We start from the raw sequence: 18787 nt of genomic DNA on the forward strand, positions 1-18787 counted from the left end.
CGCGACCCGGCCGCCACCGCGGCGGCGTCCGTCCTGCAGCCTGTGCATGGCGGGGTGGCGATCGCGCCGATCGCGCCGAAATCCGCCGTTTCGCCGCTTGACGGGCCGCCGCGTCCCCTCTACGCCGTGGGCCATGGACAGCATCACCATGATCCCGGGCCTTGCCCACCTCGCCCCGAATTACGAAGGCATCGTCTGCGACGTGTGGGGGGTGCTCCACAACGGCGTGGTCGGCTACGCGGACGCCGGCGAGGCGCTGCGCAAGTTCCGGGAGACCACCGGCAAGCCGGTGGTGCTGCTCACCAACGCGCCGCGCCCGGCGCCGCACATCGCGACGATGCTGGACAAATTCCAGATCCCGCGCGACGCCTACGACGCGATCGTCACCTCGGGCGACGTGACGACCGAGCGGCTGCGCCGCGAGGTGCACCTGCCGTCCTATTTCATCGGGCCGGAGCGCGACATCCCGATGCTCGGCGACCTCGGCATCACGCTGGTCGGCGAGGGCGACGCCAAGCTCCTGATCTGCACCGGCCTGTTCGACGACGACACCGAGACGCCGGAGAGCTACCGCGCCTCGTTCGAGCGCCTCGTCGCGGCGGACGTGCCGATGATCTGCGCCAACCCCGACATCGTCGTGGAGCGCGGCCACCGGCTGATCTTCTGCGCCGGTGCCCTCGCCCAGCTCTATGCCGAGATGGGCGGCCGGACCGAGCTCTACGGCAAGCCGTACAAGCCGGTCTACGACGTCGCGCTCGAGACGCTGTCGACCCTCGCCGGCAAGCCGGTGGTGGCGAAGGACGTGCTCGCCATCGGCGACGCGCTGCCGACCGACGTGCGCGGCGGCTGGGGCCAGGGCATGGACGTGCTGATGGTCACCGCCGGCATCCACGCCGCCGACTTCGGCCCGGCCGACGAGCCCGATCCGGTGCTGGTCGCCAAGCGCCTCGCCATCGAGGGCATCGTCGCCAAGGCCGCGATCCCGCGCCTGAAGTGGTGAGCGGCCGGCGCCGCGGCGCCGGATCTTGATGGCCGATACGAAAACGGGCGCCCCAGGGGCGCCCGTTTTCGTATCGGTGACGGTGACGGCCGTTCAGGGGAACATGTCGTCGATGTCGTTCTGGCTGACGCCCTCGCCCTTCGCCTGCGGCCCGTGCAGGATCAGTTCGCGCGCCCGGCGCTCGGCCGCGGTTTCCTCGGCCGGCTCGGTCGGCGCGTCGACGTTGAGCTTCAGGCGCTCGACGAGGCGGTTGAGCCGGTCGTCGATCAGGCTCAGCGTCGAGACCACCTTGCCGATGCGCTGGCCGGTGATGTCCTGGAACGAACAGGCCTCGAAGATCTCGATGACGCGGTCGTTGACGACGGCCTGGAAGCCGTCGACGTCGGCCGGATCGGCCCCCATGATCGCCTCGGCGGCGGTCATGATGATGTTGGTCGCCTCTTCCGTCGCCTCGACCACGGCGTCGAGTTCGCGGCCGGCGGTGCCGATCTTGTCGGTGCGGACTTCGCCGAGTCGCATTTCGGCGAGCTCGCGCTTCATCGCGGCGATCTCGCGAGCCATGTCGCCGAGATCGCGATGCACCGTGGCGTCGAGGCCGGACAGCGCCGGCCGCAGCGATTCGGCCATCACCTCGGCGAGCCCCATCACGTCGTCGAGCGACACGTCCTCGCTGAGGCGGGTGCGCTTCAGATAGTCGACGACGTTCGAGACTTCCTTCTCGGTCAGCAAGGTCATGCGGCGCTCCTCATTCCGCGGCCCTTTATGTCGATTGCATTGCCCATCGCCGCTTGCGCGGCGTCGGAGGCCTCTTGGCGGGCCATCGGACTGTCGGAACCATTGTTGTTGCGACCGCACCACGCGGCCGTCGTGCCGTCCGGCCGTGATCCGGCCGCACGAGACCCGGGCGTCTTGCCCGGTATCGCAACGGATGCCCGGCGTCAGACGCCGAACACCGCCTCGATCTTGCCCTTCAACGTCTGCGCGTTGAACGGCTTCACGATGTAGTTGTTCACGCCGGCCTTCTTCGCCGCGATCACGTTCTCGGTCTTGGATTCGGCCGTGACCATGATGAAGGGCGTCTTCGCCAGCGAGGAATCGGCGCGGACCTGCTTCAGGAGCTCGTAGCCCGTCATGGGCTCCATGTTCCAGTCGGAGATGACGAGGCCATAGCGGCGCTCCTTCATCTTGCCGAGGGCCTCGGTGCCGTCAGCCGCTTCGTCGACGTCCTCGAAACCGAGCTGCTTCAGCAGGTTCCTGATGATACGGATCATCGTCTTGTAATCGTCGACCACGAGTACAGACATCGAGGTGTCCAGGGCCATCGTCTACTCCAAACTCTACCAGAAGGCCTTCGTCGGGGCGGATGCCGCAGCGGGAAAACACGTATCTCCAGCGCGGCTCCGGTATTCCTGTCCCCTCAAGTCATAACCGCGGGACCTTGAAAGTCAGTTAATCGCCCGCGCGGTTGATCCGACGACTCGCAGATGGCGATGCGGGGGTCCGGATGCTGCGGTCGTGGCCCGGGCCCGGCGGCGGCGATCGGTCAAGGTGCCGCGTTCCCGCCCGGCCGCCGACCTGCTATTCGACCGCGCAAGGGTCGCCTTGCGGCCGGATCGAGGCCGAGGACAAGCTGATGTCGTTTCAGGAAGCCACGTCGCATTTCTACGAGGATCTCAGCGTCGGCATGCGCGAGACCTACCTGAAGACGGTGCTCGATTCCGACGTGATCGGCTTCGCGCAGATTTCCGGCGACCACAACCCGATCCATCTTTCGGAGCATTTTGCGGCCCGTACCCGGTTCGGCGGGCGCATCGCGCACGGCCTCTACACCGCCAGCCTGATTTCCGCGGTGCTCGGCATGCGCCTGCCCGGCCCGGGCGCGGTGTACCTCTCGCAGACGCTGAAGTTCCGCGCGCCGGTGCGGATCGGCGACGTGATCGCCGTCAGCGTCGAGGTCGCCGAACTGATCGAGAAGGGCTCGCGCGCCCGGCTCACCTGCGAGGCGCGCGTCGACAACACGCTGGTGCTCGACGGCGAGGCGATGGTGATGGTGCCACGGCGCGCCGACCAGCCCGGGTTCTGACCGGCGGCGATCCACGCTTCGCATCGCAGCGCTTGACCCCGGGCCGCCCCCGGGGCACGGTCGCGGCCGTTCCGGTTCCCGCCCGACGCGGCGAGGCACCGCCGCAGTGATCAGGACGCGACCCGCCTTCCGATGCCAGTTTTCCGACGCCCGCCTGTCGACGCCGCGCCCCTCCACGGCCGCGCCCTGCACTGCGGGTTCCGCCGAGGCCGGGCCCGCCGATGACCGAACATCCCGTCCGCAAGCCCTTCCTGACCGGCCTGGTCGAGGACCTGCCCGCCGATCTGCGCGGCGCGGTGGTCGCGATCGGCAATTTCGACGGCATGCACCGCGGCCACCAGGCCGTGCTCGCCGCAGCGCTGGCGCAGGCGGAGGCGGCCGGCGTTCCCTGCCTGATGCTGACGTTCGAACCGCATCCCCGCAGCGTGTTCCAGCCCGACCAGCCGGTGTTCCGGCTGACGCCGCCGGCGGCGAAGGCACGGCTCACCGCGGCGTTCGGCCTCGACGGCATGATCGTCAACGCCTTCACGCGCGAATTTGCGGCCGAGAGCCCGGCGCAGTTCGTCGAAGAGGTGATCGTCGGCAGCTTCGCCGCCCGCCACGTCGTCGTCGGCTGGGATTTTCATTACGGCCACCGCCGCAGCGGCACGGTGGACAGCCTGCAGGCGGCGGGCGCCGCCGCCGGCTTCGGCGTCACGGTCGTCGGCCCGTTCGAGGACGAGGGCGGCGCGGTGGTGTCGTCGAGCCGTGTCCGGGCGGCCCTCGCCGCCGGCGACGTCGGCGGCGCGGCCGGACTGCTCGGCTACCGCTGGTTCTTCGACGGCACGGTCGCCCACGGCGACAAGCGCGGCCGCACCATCGGCTATCCCACCGCCAACATCCGCACTGCGCCCGACTTCGGCCTCGCGCACGGCATCTACGCCGTGTTCGTCCAGCTGGACGGCGCGCGGCTGCCCGGCGTCGCGAGCTTCGGCCGCCGGCCGACCTTCGACAACGGCGCGCCTGTGTTCGAGACCTTCCTGTTCGATTTTGCCGGCGACCTCTACGGCAAGGCGCTGCAGGTGACGCCGGTGAGCTACCTCCGCCCGGAACTCAAATTCGACGGCGTCGACGCCCTCGTCGCCCAGATGGACCGCGACAGCGCCGAAGCCCGCGCCGTGCTCGCCGCCACCACCCCGGTCTCGGGGCTGGACCTCGCGCTCGCCGACGCCTGACGCGGCTCGCGCGAACGGCTTTATTTCCGCCGGTCCAGAGGGTATTAAGCCGCGATGCGAACCCCGTGGCAGCCCTTTCCGCTCCCGATACCGTCGCCGGTGCGAATTACCGGCCCGGCTCCGACCGTCCGCTGATGCGGCGGGTCGCGGCCGGGTGACTGCTGCCCGGAGCGCCGCGGCGCTCCGTCCCCTGACGTTCGACGACACGAGCGATTTGCCATGACCGAGACGACCGCGCCGGCGCCCGAGACCACGGCCCGCGACTATTCCGACACGCTGTTCCTGCCCCAGACCGACTTCCCGATGCGCGCGGGCCTGCCGCAGAAGGAGCCCGAGCTGATCGCGCGCTGGGACGGCATGCAGCTCTACGAGAAGCTGCGCGCCAGCGCCAAGGGCCGGCCGCAGTTCGTGCTGCACGACGGCCCGCCCTATGCCAACGGCAACCTGCACATCGGGCATGCCCTCAACAAGATCCTGAAGGACGTGGTGACGCGGTCGGCGCAGATGCGCGGCTACGACAGCAACTACGTGCCCGGCTGGGACTGCCACGGCCTGCCCATCGAGTGGAAGATCGAGGAAAAGTACCGCGCCGCCGGCAAGAACAAGGACGAGGTACCGGTCAACGAATTCCGCCTCGAGTGCCGACAGTTCGCCGAGCACTGGATCGGCGTGCAGGCGGCCGAGTTCCGCCGCCTCGGCGTCGAGGGCGATTTCGCCAACCCCTACACCACGATGGCCTATGCCTCCGAGGCGGTGATCGCCGGCGAGCTCCTGAAGTTCGCCACCAGCGGCCAGCTCTACCGCGGCTCGAAGCCGGTGATGTGGTCGGTGGTCGAGAAGACCGCGCTGGCGGAAGCGGAGATCGAGTACGAGGACTATCAGAGCGACACGATTTTCGTGAAGTTCCCGGTGAAGGTCCCGGGCGCTGTAGCCGTCTGGGAGAATGAGCTCGAAGAAGCCAAGGCTGCGATCAAAGCCCTCGAGGGGGCGAGCGTGGTAATCTGGACGACCACCCCTTGGACCATGCCGGGCAACCGGGCGATCAGCTTCTCCCACAAGATCGGCTATGGTCTCTACGAAGTGACCGTTGCACCGGAAGGCAACTGGGCGAAGGTTGGCGAAAAATACATTCTCGCCAAGAATTTGGCCGAGAGTGTTTTCAAAGCAGCCAAGATAGCGTCAACCGGTTTCGAACATCGATTTGATATCACCGCTGAACTGCTCGAAGGCATGACCTGCCATCACCCTCTCCGCGACCTCGCCGGCGGCTACACCTTCGACGTTCCCCTGCTCGACGGCGACCATGTCACCGACGACGCGGGCACCGGCTTCGTGCACACGGCGCCCGGCCACGGCGCCGACGACTTCGAGATCTGGATGGCGATGGGCCGGGCGCTCGCCGCCCGCGGCATCGACACGGCGATCCCGTTCACCGTCGACGACGACGGCTTCTTCACCCGCGAGGCGCCGGGCTTCGGGCCGGACCGCGAGGGCGGGGCGGCGCGCGTGCTCGACAGCGAGGGCAAGAAGGGCAACGCCAACGACGAGGTGATCAAGGCGCTCGCCGAGCGCGGCATGATGGTGGCGCGCGGCCGGCTGAAGCACCAGTATCCGCACTCCTGGCGCTCGAAGAAGCCGATCATCTTCCGCAACACGCCGCAGTGGTTCATCCACATGGACCGGCCGATCGACGGCAGCCAGGGCGACACCCTGCGCGACAGGGCGCTGCGCGCGATCGAGGAGACCGCGTTCTATCCGCCGCAGGGCAAGAACCGGCTCAACGGCATGATCGCCAACCGGCCCGACTGGGTCGTGTCGCGCCAGCGCGCCTGGGGCGTGCCGATCGCCGTGTTCCGCAACAAGGAAACCGGCGAACTGGCGCCCGGCCTCGAGTTCGCGTCGAACGACGAACTCGTCGGCCGCATCACCGCGGCGTTCAAGGCCGAGGGCGCCGACGCCTGGTTCGCGGCAGGCGCCAAGCAGCGCTTCCTCGGCGGGCTGGTCGACGACGTCGAAGCCTGGGACCAGGTGCGCGACATTCTCGATGTCTGGTTCGATTCCGGCTCGACGCACGCCTTCGTGCTGGAAAACCGGCCGGACCTGAAGTGGCCGGCCGACATGTACCTCGAAGGCTCGGACCAGCACCGCGGCTGGTTCCACTCGTCGCTGCTGGAGAGCTGCGGCACGCGTGGCCGCGCGCCCTACGACGCCCTTCTGACGCACGGCTTCGTCATGGCCGAGGACGGGCGCAAGATGTCGAAGTCGATCGGCAACATCGTGACGCCGCAGGAGGTGATCGCGAAATCGGGTGCCGACATCCTCAGGCTCTGGGTGGTGTCGTCGGACTATTCCGACGATCTCCGCCTCGGCAAGAAGATCCTCGACACCAACACCGACGCCTATCGCAAGATCCGCAACACGCTGCGCTGGATGCTCGGCACGCTCGCGCATTTCGAGGGCGAGACCGTGCCGCTCGCCGAGATGCCCGAGATCGAGCGGCTGATGCTGCACCGGCTCGCCGAGCTGTCGCAGACGGTGACCGACGCCTACGAGGCCTACGACTTCAAGCGCGTGGCGGCGACGCTGGCGACGTTCATGAACGTTGAGCTGTCGGCGTTCTACTTCGACATCCGCAAGGATGCGCTCTACTGCGACCCGATCTCCTCGGTCCGGCGCAAGGCGGCGCTCTACGTGGTCGACCGGCTGTTCGACGCGCTGGTGAAGTGGCTGGCGCCGCTGCTGCCCTTCACGATGGAAGAGTCTTTCCTCGCCCGGAACCCCGGCGCGGACGCCTCGGTGCACCTCGAGCTCTTCCCCGAGATCCCGGCCGCGTGGCGCGACGACGCGCTGGAAGCGAAGTGGGACAAGGTGAAGCGGGTGCGCCGCGTCGTCACCGGCGCGCTGGAAGTCGAGCGGCGCGACAAGCGGATCGGCTCGTCGCTGGAGGCCGCCCCGATCGTGCACATCACGGACGCGGACTTGCGCACGGCGCTCGCCGGGCTCGACCTCGCCGACATCTCGATCGTCAGCCAGATCACCGTCACCGACGCCCCGGCGCCGGACGACGCCTTCCGCCTCGACGAGGTGGCGGGGGTTGCGGTGGTGCCGGCGAAGGCCGAGGGGCGCAAATGCGCCCGCTCGTGGAAGGTGCTGCCCGAGGTCGGCTCCGAGCCGGACTATCCCGACCTCTCGCCGCGCGACGCGCAGGCGATGCGCGAGTTCGACGCGCGGCAGGCGGCGGCATGAGCGTGGCGGCGGAACAGGTGAAGGGCCGGCCGCTCAGGGCCGGCCTGATCGTCGCCGTGGCCGGGCTCGTCATCGACCAGGCCTCGAAGCTCTGGGTGCTCGCCGAGCCGACGATCTCGGCCGGCGAGCGGCTGGTGCTGACGCCGTTCATGGACTTCGTGCTGGTCTGGAACCGGGGGATTTCCTACGGCCTGTTCCAGCAGGACGCCGACCTCGGCCGCTGGCTGCTGATCGGCCTCTCGATCGCCGCCGTCGCGTTCCTCGGCCGCTGGCTGACGCGGACCGACACGATGACGACGGCGCTGGCGCTCGGACTGATTCTCGGCGGCGCCGTCGGCAACACGATCGACCGCATCGCCTACGGCGCGGTGGTCGACTTCGTGCACCTGCACGCCTTCGGCTATTCCTGGTACGTGTTCAACGCCGCCGATGCGTGGATCGTTGCGGGGGTGCTGGCGCTCCTGTATGACTCCTTTGCAAATTCCGGCAGCGGTTCTGACCCGGCCGACCGGGCCTGAACCCGGGCGGCGACGCCGGCCGGGGGCGACACCGGAGGGGGTTGCGGACGGCCACAGCGGCGCCGCAAACGGCGCCTAATGAGCTTTTGCGGGATCCGCCGGGACATCTTCCGGGGCGGCGGTTCCAGGTGGCGCGGCTGCCGCGCACGAAGACCGGAAGCGGAAGACGACATGACCCACGATCTGCTGCGCCGCCTCCTCATCGTCCTGCTCAGCACGGCGGCGCTCGGGGCCTGTTCCGCCAGCTCGAGCTTCGTCGAGGACGACGACCCCGACACCGAGGTGCCCTCCAGTGGCCTCGTGCGCGGCATGATGGAAGGGCTCGGCGCCGTTCCCGCCCGCCAGACCGCGATCAACTATCAGCCGCGCGGACCGCTGGTGATGCCGTCGAACGCATCGACGCTGCCGCCGCCCGAAGATCGCAACCAGGTCGCGGCGACCGGCAACTGGCCGGTCGATCCGGACGAGCAGCAGCGCCAGGTCCTGCGCAATGCCGCCGCGCGCGATGCCCGGCGCGGCGACAACCCTGTCGTCTCCTCCTCGGAACTCCTCGACGTGCGTGTGCCGCGCACGCAGGAGCAGGAGATCCTGAGCCGGCGCCAGAAGGAACTCGCCCGCGACCCGTCGCGGCGGCTCAGCACCCGCGAGCTCAACGCCGCGGACCTGCGCCAGACCGACGCCACGCTCTACGATTCCGAAGGCCGCCCGGTGCGCCGCGCGCTGACGCAGCCGCCGAGCGAATACATGACCCCCTCGGACGCCTACCCGGTCGCGATCCCGGAAGAGGCCCCGAACGAGGGCCTTATGGGCTGGCTCTGGAAGTAAGCCAGAGCTGGCAGCCGGGCGTGGATCTCGCGGGGGTCCGGGCCTAGCGACCCGCAGGCGCCGACGCCCCCGGCCTCGTCCTTCGAGACAGCCGCTGTGCGGCTTCCTCAGGATGAGGCCTCCGAGAATTTTCGTTTAATTGCAGTCGCTCGTTCTTTTCCCTCATCCTGAGGAAGCCGCGCAGCGGCTGTCTCGAAGGGCGAGGGAAAAGCCGAGGCGCCGGCAAGGCGCTCTTCCAGGCTCCCCCCTCCCCATCCCCCCTTTCGCCTCCCTGACACGCTTGTGACCACGCGCCCGCTGGTCGCTGGCGCGCGGCAACCTATTATCGCCGCAAATGGCGCATGAGGTGGCGGCCGCCCGCGCGGCGGTCGCGGCGGATGAGGGAGCGACGCGAGTGATGAAAGCGATCCAGCAGGCTGCGCGCCGGCTGACTGTAGCCTCGGTGTTCGGCATGAGCCTCGCGGTCGGGGCGGCACTGGCCGCCGATGACGAGACGGGCACCACCGAAGCCCCCGTGATCGGGGCGAACGCCGCATCCTTCACCCTCGACAACGGCCTTGAGGTCGTCGTGATCCCCGACCACCGGGCTCCCGTCGTCACTCACATGGTCTGGTACAAGGTCGGCTCCGCCGACGAGCCGGTCGGCAAGTCCGGCATCGCGCATTTCCTCGAACACCTGATGTTCAAGGGCACGATCACCCACCCCGAGGGCGAGTTCTCCCGGATCGTCTCCGAGAACGGCGGCGAGGAGAACGCCTTCACCTCCAGCGACTACACCGCCTATTACCAGCGCGTCGCCAGGGAGCACCTCGCGACGATGATGTCCTACGAGGCCGACCGCATGGCCCACCTCGTGCTCACCGACGCCAATGTGGTGCCGGAGCGACAGGTGGTGCTCGAGGAGCGCTCGATGCGGCTCGACAACGAGCCGTCGGCCATTCTCGCCACCGCGATGGACGCGACGCTGTTCCTGCAGCATCCCTACGGCGTGCCGATCATCGGCTGGAAGGACGAGATCGAGACGCTCGACCGGACCGACGCCATCGCCTTCTACGACCGCTTCTACACGCCGAACAACGCGGTGCTGGTCGTCGCCGGCGACATCGAGGCCGACGAGGTCCGCAAGCTCGCCGAGGAGACCTACGGCAAGGTGGCGCGCCGCGCCGAGCCGCCGGCCCGGGTCCGGGCACGCGCCGGTGTGCTCGACACGCCGCGCCAGGTCGACCTCGCCGACCCGCGGGTCTCCCAGGAGAGCGTCCGCGCGTCGTGGCTGGTGCCGAGCTACCTGACCGCCGAGCCGGGCGCCGCCGAGGCGCTCGACGTGCTCGCCGAGGTGCTCGGCGGCGGCATCAGCAGCCGGCTCTACCGGGAACTCGTGATCGAACAGCGCCTCGCCGTTTCGGCCGGGGCCTACTACCGCGGCTCGGCGCTCGACGCCACCAGCTTCATGGCCTACGGCGTGCCGCGCGAGGGTGTTTCGCTCGAAACGCTGCGCCAGGCGATCTTCGAGATCATTGCGGCGACGGCCGGCGACAAGCCGCCGACGGCCGACGAGGTGGCGCGGGCGAAGAACCGGCTGCTCGCCGACACCATCTACGCCCAGGACAGCCAGACGACGATGGCGCGGATCTTCGGGGCGACGCTCGCCACCGGCGGCACGATCGCCGACGTGCAGCAGTGGCCGTCGCGGATCGAGGCGGTGCCGGCGGAGGCCGTCGCCGCCGCCGCGGCGCTGCTGCCCGCGCCGCGCGCCGTCACCGGCTACCTGCGCAAGCCGGCCGGCGAACAGCCATCCTGATCCCGCTGCCGCCCCCTTTCATCCGCCTCGCCGGAGCATCCCGTCCGATGACCGAACATCAATCGTCCGACCGCACCGCCGCCGGCCTCGTCAGAGGCCTGTCTGGCCGGCTGGCCCGCGCGGTCGCCGTCGTCTCCTTCCTCGCCGCCTCCGCCCTGCCCGTGGCCGCGGCCGAGGTGCAGCGCGTCGTGTCCGACGGCGGCATCGTCGCCTGGCTGGTCGAGGACGACGCCGTGCCGCTCGTCGCGGTCGACTTCGCCTTCGACGGCGGCGCCGCGCAGGATCCGAAGGAGCGTCCCGGCGTCGCCAACATGCTGTCGACGCTGCTCGACGAAGGCGCCGGCGAGCTCGACTCGGCGGCCTTCCAGCAGAAGCTCGAGGAAGAGGCCGTCCGGCTGTCGTTCTCGGCCGGCCGCGATGCCTTCAACGGCAGCCTGCGGCTGATTTCCGACCGCAAGGAGGTCGCGTTCGAGCTGCTGTCGCTCGCCCTCAACCAGCCGCGCTTCGACGCCGATCCGATCGAGCGGATGCGGGCGCAGCTGATCTCGGGCATCAACCGCGACGCCACCGACCCGGAAGCGATCGCGAGCCGGCTCTGGAGCACCTCGGTGTTCGGCGACCATCCCTACGCCCGCCCGGTCGACGGCACCGCCGAGACGGTGGCGGCGATCACCCGGGACGACATCGCCGACTATCATCGCCGCACCTTCGCCCGCTCCAACCTCGTCGTCGGCGTCGTCGGCGCGATCTCGGCGGAGGAGCTGAAGCCGCTGCTCGACAAGGCGTTCGGGCCGCTGCCGGCCGAGGCGGAACTCGTGGACGTGCCGGAGGCGACGCCGACCTTCGGCGCCACAGAGACCGCCGCCCTGCCGAACCCGCAGACGACGATCCGCGTCGGCACCGTCGGCCTGAAGCGCCACGACCCCGACTACATGGCCGCCTATGTGATGAACCACATCCTCGGCGGCGGCAGCTTCTCGTCGCGGCTCTACCGGGAGGTCCGCGAGACGCGCGGGCTCGCCTATTCGGTCTGGAGCGCCGTCGTGCCCTACAGCTACGCCGGCGTGTTCCTCGGCGGCACCGCGACGCGCGCCGACCGTGCCAGCGAGACGCTCGAGATCCTCACCGCCGAGTTCAAGCGGATGGCGGACGGGGGCCCGACCGACAAGGAATTCGCCGACGCCAAGCGCTTCCTCACCGGCTCCTACGCGCTGCGCTTCGACGGCTCGGGCAAGATCGCGGCCCAGCTCGTCTCGCTGCAGCTCGACGACATGCCGATCGACTACTTCAACACCCGCAACGCCCAGATCGAGGCGCTGACGCTCGACGACGTCAAGCGCGCGGCCAAGCGTGTGCTCGGCGAGGCGCCGCTGACGGTGGTGACGGTGGGGCCGTCGTCGAGCTGAGGGTTGATGGGGCGGTGGTCGTCGAGAGGCCGCTGCCCCCTCCCTGTCCCTCCCCCGCTTCGCAGGAGAGGGGACGCAGGAGGTTAGGGCGCTCGTCTTATCGGCACTTCCATCCGGCGTAGCCTTCGTTGAGCGAAAAACCCATCGCCCATCGTCCCCTCTCCTGCGAAGCGGGGGAGGGACAGGGAGGGGGGAGGCCGCACGGCAAGGGCCAGCCGGCCCTACCCCCGCGCCGTCCGCGCCGCCGGCGCCGCACGCACCTGATCCGCCGCGCTCGGCGCCCCTTGCAGCGTCTCCGGCCGCACCAGCCTTGGCGCGGCGAACAGGTTGCCCTGCGCGAAGCGGATGTTGAAATCGAGCAGTTCCAGCACCTGCGCCTCGGTCTCGATGCCGTCCACGATCAGCTCGATGCCCTGCCGGGCGAGGTGGCCGGAGAGGTCGACCGGGTCGATGTCGCCGACGAAGCCCGGCGCACGGCTGAGCAGGCGGCCGGCGCTGACGCGGGCGTAGCGGAATCCCTGGGTGCCGAGGCGGTGGAAGTCGGTGCGCAGGTCGGTGAGCATGCCGATCGCGAAGCGGAAGCCGAGGTCGGCGACGGCGGCGACGCTTTCCTGCTCGATCGGCCCCATGCGGCGGACGTCGTCCTGCGACAGCTCGAACACGACGAGTTCGGCGAGCGGCTTGTTCTGGGCGCAGAAGCTCTGGAACTCGCGGAAGAAGCCGTTGTCGGCGATCGAGGGCAGCGACAGCCCGATCAGCATGCCGACCTCGCGGTTGCGGGTATGCAGCCGCTTCAGGATCTGGAACGCGCGCACCACGATGAAGGTGTCGACCCGCGGCAGCAGGCGGGCGCTCTCGGCGACGCCATGGAAGTCGCCGGCCGGCAGCGTCATGCCGCTTTCGGTGCGCAGGATGCGCTGCGCCTCGTAGAGGCGCACCTTGCGCTGCGGCAGCGAGACGACCGGCTGCAAATGGATTTCGATCTGCTCGGCCCGGATCGCCGCCTCGACCTCGCGCTCGAAGGCACTCGGCAGCCGCTCCGGCAGCGCGACGCCGAAGCCGGACGGTGCCGGCTCGGCGGGCGGTGGTGGTGGCGGCGGGGCGAAGGCGACCGGAATGGTCTGGGCCGGTGGGGCCGGCACGGCGGCCGCAGGCGGCGGGGTGGCGGCGATCTGAACCGGCGGCGCGGCGCGGACGGCCTCGGCCTGCTCGCGCACCTGCCGCTCCAGCCGGTCGAGCCGTTGCTCGGTCTCGGCGAGGGCGTCGGTCACCTGCTTCAGCAGGCTGCCGAGCACCTCGACCTCGGCGGCGAGCGGCTCGCCCTCGCGGCGGATCCGTTCGCCGAGATGGCTGTCGAAGCGCAGGATGCGCTCGCCGAAGCGCGCCATGTCGTTGTTGACGTCGGAGGCGACCGCCGCGATCTCGGCGATGCGCGTCTCCACCCAGCGCCGGTCGCGGGCGCGCTGCAGGTGCGATTGCAGGAAGACGAGGCCGAACAGCACGGCGCCGCCGAGGATCATCGACTGGCCGAGCGTGAAATCGAACAGCACCCGCAGCACGGCGGCGGCCGAAAGGGCGATCACCCCCATGGCGGTGACGATCAGGACGCTCGCAAGTCGGTTCATCTCATGTCCGCCGCTCGGGTCGGCTGCAGGCCCGCGGGCTGCGGCGGGCTGCCGGAACCCGAATCAACCACGATAATGCGCAATTTGCTGCGCCCGCGCATCTTGCGCCGCGCGATGCCGGCCGGCGTCCAGAACTTTTGCCGGTATGGTGCTTGAGAAACCGGCGGTCCGGCCCGAAGGTTGCGCCGAAGCGTCGCCGGGGTTCCGCGCCGCCTCGACGCAGGAGCGACCGATGCCCGACGACGACGCGATCGACATCCAGCCGCTCGGGCCCGGCGACCACGCCGCCTGGCTGCCTCTCTGGCGCGCCTACCAGACCTTCTACGGCGTCGACATTCCGGACGACGTCACCGCGACGACCTGGCGGCGGCTGCTCGATCCGGCCGAGCCGATGCACGGCGCGCTTGCCCGGCGCGTCGGCGCGGTCGTCGGCCTCGTGCATTTCATCCGGCACCGTTCCTGCTGGACCACCGGCGACGACTGCTATCTGCAGGACCTCTTCGTCGAACCCGCCCGCCGCGGCGGCGGCATCGGCCGCCGGCTGATCGACCACGTCCAGGCAGCCGCGATCGCCGCCGGCTGCGCCCGGGTCTACTGGCTGACGCACGAGACCAACACCACGGCGATGGTGCTCTATGACAAGCTGGCGGAACGTTCCGGCTTCACCGAATACACCCGGCCGACCGGCGCCTGACCGTCGGCCGTGACCGGGCGGCTGGCATGCGCGCCTCCGCAGCGCTGCGGACTTGACCGGGCGGGCCGCACCCCCGACATCAGGCACAGTGTTCGCGCCAGAAGGGTCCCGCGATGATCGAGCTCAAGGTTTCCGGCATCACCTGCGACGGCTGCGTGCGCACCGTCACCCGCGTCGTCGAGCGCAAGGCGCCGGGCGCGACGGTGCAGGTCGATCGTGCGACGGGGATCGTGACCATCGAGGGTGCGGACGGCGCGGCCAAGGCCGGCGAGATCGCCACGGCGCTGACCGCCGCCGGCTACGACGCCGCGGCCTGACGCCGGCGTTCGATCCCGGCGCCCGAATCCGTAGCCGGGATCGCATCTTAAACGGCGCCGCCGCATCGACGGCGGGCCTCCGTCAACGCTTTCTTTACCCTGTGCTTCGCATGATCGGGTCATACCGCGATAGAAAATCGCGCCCGCTTGCAAGGACTGCACTGGTATGGGTTTCGCCCTGCGCCCCTCCGCGGCGCTTCGCATCCTCCTCGTCGACGCCGATCCCGCAGCCCGCACGGTCCTGAAGCGCGCCCTCGAGCAGCGGATCGCCCGACCCCTGATGATCCTCGAGACCGCGTCTCCGGAAGCGGCGCGGATGATGCTCGGCGAACAGTCCTTCGCCGTGCTCAGCCTCGACCTCGACACCGTCGGCGGCATCGACGGCTTCACCGCCCTGACCGAAGTGGCGCGCGCGACGCTGATCTATGCCGCGGGTGATGCCTCGCAGATCGGCGATGCCGTCGCCGTGGTGCGGGCCGGGGCCGCCGATTATCTCACCAAGCCGCTGGACGGCGCCGCCTTCGCCCGGCGCGTCGAACGCCATTTCGCCGTCGCCGCCACCCCGGCGCCGGAAGCCGCGACCTTCGAGGGCCTCGTCGGCCGCTCCGCGGCGATGCGCACGCTGTTCGACCAGGTCGGGCGCATCGCGCCGGCCGAGGCGCCGGTGTTCGTCTCCGGCGAGGCCGGCAGCGGCCGCAAGGCGATCGCCGCCGCCCTGCACGCCCGCTCGCGCCGCAGCGAAGGGCCGCTGGTGGTGGTCGATTGCGACGGCATCGACGGCGACCGCCTGCTCGACCAGATCGCCGGCAGCAACGGCGCGCTGCGCCGCGCCCACGGCGGCAGTCTCGTGCTCGCCGAGGTCGGCCGCCTGCCGGCCGCCGTGCAGGCCGCACTGGTGCGTTTCGTCTCCACCGGCGAGGTCGTCGGCGCGGTCTACCAGGACGTGCCGCCACGCGCCGACGTGCGCCTGATCGCGCTCACCGAGCATCGCCCGGACGAGCTCGTGCGCAGCGGCGCCATGCGCTCGGACCTCTTCTATCGCCTCAACGTGCTCGGCCTCGCCGTGCCGCCGCTGCGCGAGCGGCCGGACGACGTCGCGCCGATCGCCGAATCGGTGCTGCGCCGCTCCGCCGCCGACGCCGGACGGCGCTTCCTGCGCCTCGCCCCCGCCGCGGAGCGGCTGCTCACCGGGCACGACTGGCCGGGCAACGTGCGCGAACTCGAAACGCTGGTGCAGCGGATCGCCCTGCTCTGCGACGGCGAGACGCTGACGCCCGAACACCTCGCCGACGCGGGCTTCGGCGCCCGCCGCGGCAGCGTGCCGCGGGTTGCAGCCGAGCCCGCACCGGTGCTCGGCACGCCGGTGTTCGAGGACGAGCCGGCCGCCGCCCGCGCGATCCGGCCGCTGTGGATGGTCGAGGCGGAAGTGATCGAGGCGGCGATCGACGCGTTCGAGGGCAACATCGCGCGCGCCGCAGCGGCGCTCGAGATCAGCCCGTCGACGATCTATCGCAAGCGCCGCGGTGGCCCGGCCGAGGACGGCGGTGCACGCGACGGCTTGCCCCAGACCCGTGTCGGCTGATAGAGGTCTCGGCGCGTTCGGGCCCTGATCGCGAAGCTTTGCCGTGGCGGCTGACATCGCCTTGAATCCGATGTCGATTCCGCGGTTCTGCGATTCCATCGGCGCCCGAAGCCTTCTAGTATGAGACGCACCGGCCGATTTCGGGCCGGGCGAGCTTGTTCGGGCTCATGTCCGCCGGTCCTGCCGACCGTCGGCCGTCGAGGGCGTTGTCCGATGCGTGTGCTGCGTACCTTCTCCCGCGTCGCACTTCTCGCCGGCCTTGTGCTGGCTGCGGCCCCTGTCGCCGGCGCGGCCGCCGCGGAGCTCGCCGATCGCGCCCGCGTGGCGGAGGGCCTGCTCACCGACAACAAGCCCGTGCAGGCGCTGGCCGAAATGGAAGCGGCCTTCAACGCCGCCTGGGAGCGCGCGCCGCTGGGCTTTTCCGAAGCGCTGTTCGTCGCCGCCCGGCCCGCCGGCTTCGGCATCTACGACGCGCGCCCGGCCGCGGTGTTCAAGGAGGGCGAGGACATGCTCGTCTACGCCGAGCCGTTCGGCTTCGGCTACGGCCGCGAGAACGAGCTGTTCCTGATCGACTTCAAGGCCGACTTCGAGCTGCGCACGCCGACCGGCCAGATCCTGCACAAGCAGGCGGACTTTGCCGACCTGACAATGAAGAGCCGGCGCCGGAACAAGGAGTTCCAGGTCTTCATCACCTATAATTTCAACGGGCTGAAGCCGGGCGACTATGTGCTCGTCACCCGGCTGCACGACCTGCATTCGGGCAAGACCGGCGCCTTCGAGCTGCCCTTCACCATCGCCGCGCCGACGCCGCCCGGCACCCCGGCGACGCCGCCCGCGGCCGGCGCCACCCCGCCGGCGCAGCCGGACGCGGCGGAGACCGCGCCGGACGCCCCTGCCCCGGCACCCTGACGGCGAACCGGCGCCCGAGCCACTGGCACCGCGCCGGCAGACGGACTAAAGCTTGCAACGCGCGCCGGTGTCGACCCGCGCGGCCGATTCCCGCTTCCGGCATTCGTGCGGCAACGGTTCGCGCTCGCCGCGCGCCGCTCTCGACGATCGCCATGCACATCGACCCGGACCATCTCGCCATCCGCCCCGCGACCGACGCCGACGGCAACGCCGTCGCGCATCTGATCGCGGGCGTTTTCGCCGAATACGACGGCTGTCCGTTCGTCTTCGACGAGTTCCCCGAACTCGTCGCCCCCGCCAGCCATTTTGCGGCGCACGGCGGGGCGCTGTTCCTGCTCGTCACGGCGGCGGACCGCGTCGTCGGCAGCGTCGGCTACAGCCGCCCCGAGCCCGGTGTCGCCGAGTTGCACAAGCTCTACCTCGTCAAGGAGCTGCGCGGCCGTGGCCTCGCCGGCCGGCTGTTTTCAGAGGTGACGGCGGCGCTCGCCGGCAGCGACGTCGGCGCGATCCGGCTCTGGACCGACACCCGCTTCGAAAGCGGACACCGCTTCTACGAGCGCCTCGGCTTCCGCCGCCAGCCCACGACCCGCTTCCTCGCCGACGCGACCAATGCCTGGGAATACGCCTACCGGCTCGATCTCGGCGGCGACGCGCCCGCGCCATGAAGACCCTTTCATCGCCGATGCCGGTGATCGCGGCCGTCGCCGCGATCTTCGCCCTCTCCTGTCTCGACGCCGGCATCAAGGAGCTCGGCGGGCGCTTCCCGACGCTGGAGATCGTGTTCCTGCGCTATGGCGCCGGCGCGCTCTGGTGCCTGCCGGTGTTCGCCTGGGCGCTTGTCCGCCGTCGCACCAATCCGCCCAGCCGCGGCACGCTGGTGCGCTCGGCGACGCGGGCGCTGATCATCCTCGCCACGGCGGCGATGTTCTTCGAGGCGCTGACGCGGCTGCCGCTGGCGGAAGCCGTGGCGATCGTGTTCACGGCGCCGCTGTTCATGGCGCTGCTCGGGCGGCTGGTGCTGAAGGAGCCGGTGGGCAAGCGGGCGGCGACCGCGATCGCGACGGGCTTCCTCGGGCTCCTCATCATGGCGTCCGGCCGTCTCGGCGGCGGCGCCTTCGGCGAGGGGGCGGCGCTCGGCTACCTGCTCGCGCTCGGCGGCTCGCTCACCTATTCGCTGGCGATGATCCTGACGCGGCGCGATTCCGCCACCGACGGCGTGATCACCCTGGTCTCGGTGCAGAACCTCTGTGCGGCGGTGTTCGCCGCGCCGCTCGCCGCCGGGGTGTTCGTCATGCCGGCGGCCGCCGACTGGGGGCTGGTGGCGCTGATCGGCCTGCTCGGCACCACCGGCCACCTCGCCCTCGCCTGGGCCTACGCCAACGCACCGGCGGCGCGGCTGGCGCCGATCGAGTTCACCGGCCTCCTCTGGGCGCCGCTGTTCGGCTTCGCCTTCTTCGCCGAAGTGCCCGCGCCGCCGACGATCGCCGGTGCCCTGCTCATCGTCGTCGCCTGCCTCATCGTCGCGCGGCCGACGCGCGCCGCCGCATGAGAGTTGCGCATAACCCGCCCT

17 protein-coding genes are annotated in these 18787 nt (G+C 70.3%); 14 read left to right on the top strand and 3 right to left on the bottom strand.

The features are described from left to right. Nucleotides 1-133: 133 nt before the first annotated feature. Nucleotides 134-1000, top strand: a complete 867-nt coding sequence (locus I5731_RS10145; RefSeq protein ID WP_235981697.1) for a TIGR01459 family HAD-type hydrolase — start codon at nucleotides 134-136, stop codon at nucleotides 998-1000. Between the two features lie 93 nt (nucleotides 1001-1093). Here the strand turns inward: I5731_RS10145 and I5731_RS10150 are convergent, their stop codons facing one another. Both I5731_RS10150 and I5731_RS10155 read right to left on the bottom strand, forming a co-directional pair. Continuing rightward, nucleotides 1094-1735 (bottom strand): protein phosphatase CheZ, encoded by a 642-nt coding sequence (locus tag I5731_RS10150; protein ID WP_197311273.1) that lies wholly within the window; start codon nucleotides 1733-1735, stop codon nucleotides 1094-1096. 203 nt (nucleotides 1736-1938) lie between these two features. After that, nucleotides 1939-2322, bottom strand: a complete 384-nt coding sequence (locus I5731_RS10155; protein ID WP_197311274.1) for a response regulator — start codon at nucleotides 2320-2322, stop codon at nucleotides 1939-1941. A gap of 311 nt (nucleotides 2323-2633) precedes the next feature. Here I5731_RS10155 and I5731_RS10160 point away from each other — a divergent pair, with 311 nt between their 5' ends. The 7 genes from I5731_RS10160 to I5731_RS10190 all read left to right on the top strand — a co-directional run bounded on the left by I5731_RS10160 (nucleotide 2634) and on the right by I5731_RS10190 (nucleotide 12090). Next, nucleotides 2634-3083, top strand: coding sequence for a MaoC family dehydratase (locus I5731_RS10160; protein WP_197311275.1), 450 nt, complete (start codon nucleotides 2634-2636; stop codon nucleotides 3081-3083). 221 nt (nucleotides 3084-3304) lie between these two features. After that, on the top strand, nucleotides 3305-4297 hold the full coding sequence (locus I5731_RS10165) for a bifunctional riboflavin kinase/FAD synthetase (protein ID WP_197311276.1): 993 nt from the start codon (nucleotides 3305-3307) through the stop codon (nucleotides 4295-4297). A 219-nt stretch (nucleotides 4298-4516) separates the two neighbouring features. Continuing rightward, nucleotides 4517-7543 (top strand): isoleucine--tRNA ligase, encoded by a 3027-nt coding sequence (gene ileS, locus I5731_RS10170; RefSeq protein ID WP_197311277.1) that lies wholly within the window; start codon nucleotides 4517-4519, stop codon nucleotides 7541-7543. Next, on the top strand, nucleotides 7540-8061 hold the full coding sequence (lspA, locus tag I5731_RS10175; RefSeq protein WP_197311278.1) for a signal peptidase II: 522 nt from the start codon (nucleotides 7540-7542) through the stop codon (nucleotides 8059-8061). Before ileS ends, lspA begins: the two co-directional genes overlap by 4 nt. 171 nt (nucleotides 8062-8232) lie before the next feature. Then, nucleotides 8233-8886 (top strand): hypothetical protein, encoded by a 654-nt coding sequence (locus I5731_RS10180; protein WP_197311279.1) that lies wholly within the window; start codon nucleotides 8233-8235, stop codon nucleotides 8884-8886. Between the two features lie 397 nt (nucleotides 8887-9283). Then, nucleotides 9284-10684, top strand: coding sequence for a M16 family metallopeptidase (locus I5731_RS10185; RefSeq protein ID WP_235981699.1), 1401 nt, complete (start codon nucleotides 9284-9286; stop codon nucleotides 10682-10684). Between the two features lie 47 nt (nucleotides 10685-10731). Next, nucleotides 10732-12090 (top strand): M16 family metallopeptidase, encoded by a 1359-nt coding sequence (locus I5731_RS10190; protein ID WP_197311280.1) that lies wholly within the window; start codon nucleotides 10732-10734, stop codon nucleotides 12088-12090. Nucleotides 12091-12311: 221 nt separating this feature from the next. Here the strand turns inward: I5731_RS10190 and I5731_RS10195 are convergent, their stop codons facing one another. Next, nucleotides 12312-13715, bottom strand: a complete 1404-nt coding sequence (locus I5731_RS10195) for an EAL domain-containing protein (protein ID WP_197311281.1) — start codon at nucleotides 13713-13715, stop codon at nucleotides 12312-12314. Nucleotides 13716-13947: 232 nt separating this feature from the next. Between I5731_RS10195 and I5731_RS10200 the strand changes: the two genes are divergently transcribed. The 6 genes from I5731_RS10200 to I5731_RS10225 all read left to right on the top strand — a co-directional run bounded on the left by I5731_RS10200 (nucleotide 13948) and on the right by I5731_RS10225 (nucleotide 18766). Continuing rightward, nucleotides 13948-14409: a GNAT family N-acetyltransferase gene (locus I5731_RS10200; protein ID WP_197311282.1), complete on the top strand. Its 462-nt coding sequence runs from the start codon at nucleotides 13948-13950 to the stop codon at nucleotides 14407-14409. A gap of 113 nt (nucleotides 14410-14522) precedes the next feature. Further along, nucleotides 14523-14726 (top strand): heavy-metal-associated domain-containing protein, encoded by a 204-nt coding sequence (locus tag I5731_RS10205; protein WP_197311283.1) that lies wholly within the window; start codon nucleotides 14523-14525, stop codon nucleotides 14724-14726. A gap of 166 nt (nucleotides 14727-14892) precedes the next feature. Continuing rightward, on the top strand, nucleotides 14893-16308 hold the full coding sequence (locus I5731_RS10210) for a sigma-54-dependent transcriptional regulator (RefSeq protein ID WP_197311284.1): 1416 nt from the start codon (nucleotides 14893-14895) through the stop codon (nucleotides 16306-16308). Nucleotides 16309-16521: 213 nt separating this feature from the next. Further along, on the top strand, nucleotides 16522-17217 hold the full coding sequence (locus I5731_RS10215; RefSeq protein ID WP_197311285.1) for a hypothetical protein: 696 nt from the start codon (nucleotides 16522-16524) through the stop codon (nucleotides 17215-17217). A 152-nt stretch (nucleotides 17218-17369) separates the two neighbouring features. Next, nucleotides 17370-17882 (top strand): GNAT family N-acetyltransferase, encoded by a 513-nt coding sequence (locus I5731_RS10220; protein ID WP_197311286.1) that lies wholly within the window; start codon nucleotides 17370-17372, stop codon nucleotides 17880-17882. Continuing rightward, nucleotides 17879-18766, top strand: coding sequence for a DMT family transporter (locus I5731_RS10225; RefSeq protein ID WP_197311287.1), 888 nt, complete (start codon nucleotides 17879-17881; stop codon nucleotides 18764-18766). The genes I5731_RS10220 and I5731_RS10225 overlap by 4 nt, the downstream gene beginning before the upstream one ends. The last annotated feature ends 21 nt before the right edge of the window (nucleotides 18767-18787 follow it).

Source organism: Methylobrevis albus (assembly GCF_015904235.1).
Taxonomy (GTDB): domain Bacteria; phylum Pseudomonadota; class Alphaproteobacteria; order Rhizobiales; family Pleomorphomonadaceae; genus Methylobrevis_A; species Methylobrevis_A albus.

What these genes read in the sequence shown, in the direction of transcription:
- lspA (WP_197311278.1), top strand. Translation starts at nt 7,540, where the DNA reads ATGAGCGTGGCGGCGGAACAGGTGAAGGGCCGGCCGCTCAGGGCCGGC.
- ileS (WP_197311277.1), top strand. Translation starts at nt 4,517, where the DNA reads ATGACCGAGACGACCGCGCCGGCGCCCGAGACCACGGCCCGCGACTAT.
- I5731_RS10195 (WP_197311281.1), bottom strand. Translation starts at nt 13,715, where the DNA reads ATGAACCGACTTGCGAGCGTCCTGATCGTCACCGCCATGGGGGTGATC.
- I5731_RS10205 (WP_197311283.1), top strand. Translation starts at nt 14,523, where the DNA reads ATGATCGAGCTCAAGGTTTCCGGCATCACCTGCGACGGCTGCGTGCGC.
- I5731_RS10200 (WP_197311282.1), top strand. Translation starts at nt 13,948, where the DNA reads ATGCCCGACGACGACGCGATCGACATCCAGCCGCTCGGGCCCGGCGAC.
- I5731_RS10210 (WP_197311284.1), top strand. Translation starts at nt 14,893, where the DNA reads ATGGGTTTCGCCCTGCGCCCCTCCGCGGCGCTTCGCATCCTCCTCGTC.
- I5731_RS10180 (WP_197311279.1), top strand. Translation starts at nt 8,233, where the DNA reads ATGACCCACGATCTGCTGCGCCGCCTCCTCATCGTCCTGCTCAGCACG.
- I5731_RS10150 (WP_197311273.1), bottom strand. Translation starts at nt 1,735, where the DNA reads ATGACCTTGCTGACCGAGAAGGAAGTCTCGAACGTCGTCGACTATCTG.
- I5731_RS10155 (WP_197311274.1), bottom strand. Translation starts at nt 2,322, where the DNA reads ATGGCCCTGGACACCTCGATGTCTGTACTCGTGGTCGACGATTACAAG.
- I5731_RS10145 (WP_235981697.1), top strand. Translation starts at nt 134, where the DNA reads ATGGACAGCATCACCATGATCCCGGGCCTTGCCCACCTCGCCCCGAAT.
- I5731_RS10190 (WP_197311280.1), top strand. Translation starts at nt 10,732, where the DNA reads ATGACCGAACATCAATCGTCCGACCGCACCGCCGCCGGCCTCGTCAGA.
- I5731_RS10220 (WP_197311286.1), top strand. Translation starts at nt 17,370, where the DNA reads ATGCACATCGACCCGGACCATCTCGCCATCCGCCCCGCGACCGACGCC.
- I5731_RS10215 (WP_197311285.1), top strand. Translation starts at nt 16,522, where the DNA reads ATGCGTGTGCTGCGTACCTTCTCCCGCGTCGCACTTCTCGCCGGCCTT.
- I5731_RS10160 (WP_197311275.1), top strand. Translation starts at nt 2,634, where the DNA reads ATGTCGTTTCAGGAAGCCACGTCGCATTTCTACGAGGATCTCAGCGTC.
- I5731_RS10165 (WP_197311276.1), top strand. Translation starts at nt 3,305, where the DNA reads ATGACCGAACATCCCGTCCGCAAGCCCTTCCTGACCGGCCTGGTCGAG.
- I5731_RS10225 (WP_197311287.1), top strand. Translation starts at nt 17,879, where the DNA reads ATGAAGACCCTTTCATCGCCGATGCCGGTGATCGCGGCCGTCGCCGCG.
- I5731_RS10185 (WP_235981699.1), top strand. Translation starts at nt 9,284, where the DNA reads ATGAAAGCGATCCAGCAGGCTGCGCGCCGGCTGACTGTAGCCTCGGTG.